This window comes from Stenotrophomonas maltophilia (assembly GCF_004920835.1).
Lineage (GTDB): Bacteria > Pseudomonadota > Gammaproteobacteria > Xanthomonadales > Xanthomonadaceae > Stenotrophomonas > Stenotrophomonas maltophilia_AQ.
This window is the reverse complement of the sequence record NZ_QFHO01000060.1, coordinates 1-1566: the sequence shown is the minus strand read 5'-3', so window position 1 is coordinate 1566 and position 1566 is coordinate 1. Positions and strand designations below refer to the sequence as shown.

The following is a 1566-nucleotide window of genomic DNA, read 5'->3' as shown; positions in this document are numbered from 1 at the left end:
ATCCACCGCCCCCGCCGAATCCGCCTCCGCCGCCCCAGCTGCCACCACCCCATCCTCCACCACCGGCAAAGCGCCCGGGATGGCCGGACAGCATGGCGACGATCAGGCCGACGATGCCCGCCAGGCCACTGGCCAGCAGGGTGGAGGTGAACAGGAACGCCGCCAGTGCGGCACCAGCACCGCCCAGCAGGCCACGCAGCGGGCGCGGCACGCGCGAGAACACGCCGCGCAGGATACTGCCGGCGAATACACCGATGAACAGGGCCAGGAACCAGGTATCGCCGCCACCGTCGGGCTCGCGGCCCCGCTGGCCGCTGACCGGCGTGGGCAGTGCCTCGCCATCGACGATCTTCACCAGTACCGCGGTGGCATCGGTGATGCCACCGGCGTAGTCGCCCGCTCGGAAGCGCGGCACCAGGTATTCCTGGATGACCCGGTTGGCGATGGCATCGGGAATGGCACCTTCCAGGCCGTAGCCCGGTTCGATGCGTACGCGCCGGTCGTCCTTGGCCACCACCAGCAGCACGCCGTCATCCACGCCCTTGCGGCCGATCTGCCACTGGTCGAAGACCCGCGTGGTGTACTGCGCGATGTCCTCCGGCTGGGTGGTAGGCACCACCAGCACCTGCAGCTGGCTGCCCTTGCGCTGCTGCAGGTCCAGCGCCTGCTGCACCAGCGCCTGCTTCTGCGCGGCATCCAGCGTTCCGGTGGTATCGACCACCGGCGAGTCCAGCGCCGGAATCGGTGCCAGCTGCTGGGCCTGCGACGCCAACGGCACCCACAGCAGCAGGGCCAGCAGCGCAGTGGCCAGGCGCATGGGTCAGTGGCCCGGCTGCGGAGCCGGCTGCTGCTGCGGCGCGCTGCCGAAATCCACCGCCGGCGCGTTGGAGATCTGCGCTTCGTTGTCCACGGTGAAGTTCGGCTTGGTCTTGTAGCCGAAGATCTTGGCGGTGATCACCTGCGGGAACGAGCGGATGTAGGTGTTGTAGTCCTGCACCTGCTGGATGTAGCGACCGCGGGCAACGGTGATACGGTTCTCGGTACCTTCCAGCTGCGCCTGCAGATCGCGGAAGTTCTGGTCGGACTTGAGCACCGGGTAGTTCTCGGTGACCACCAGCAGCCGCGACAACGCACTGCCGAGTTCGCCCTGGGCCTGCTGGAACTGCTTGAGCGAGGCTTCGTCGTCGGCGTTGACGTTGATCTGGCCGACCCGCGAGCGGGCGTTGGTGACTTCGGTCAGCACGCGCTCTTCCTGGCTGGCAAAGCCTTTCACGGTCTGCACCAGGTTGGGTACCAGGTCGGCGCGGCGCTTGTACTGGTTGAGCACTTCGGACCAGCTGGCCTTGACCGCTTCATCCTTCTGCTGGATGGCGTTGTAGCCGCAGCCGGAGAGCAGGGAGGCCAGCAGCATCAAGGGCAGGACGCGGGTGAACAGGCGCATGGCGGAGGTTCCGGGTGGACTGAGCGCCGAGCATGCCACGGATGGGGTGAAAGATCGGCCATCGGGCGCCGCCCCCTCCGCGGTGGTCATGTCTGCTGGATATCGGGGTGGGCCGGGAGGGTGAG

General features: G+C 67.8%; 2 protein-coding genes. Both read right to left on the bottom strand.

The features are described 5' to 3' along the window. The coding region (locus DI041_RS21055) for a TPM domain-containing protein (protein ID WP_136640156.1) at positions 1–817 on the bottom strand (817 nt) is incomplete at its 3' end. 3 nt (positions 818–820) lie between these two features. Further along, positions 821–1441 (bottom strand): LemA family protein, encoded by a 621-nt coding sequence (locus DI041_RS21050; protein ID WP_012510094.1) that lies wholly within the window; start codon positions 1439–1441, stop codon positions 821–823. Positions 1442–1566: the final 125 nt, after the last annotated feature.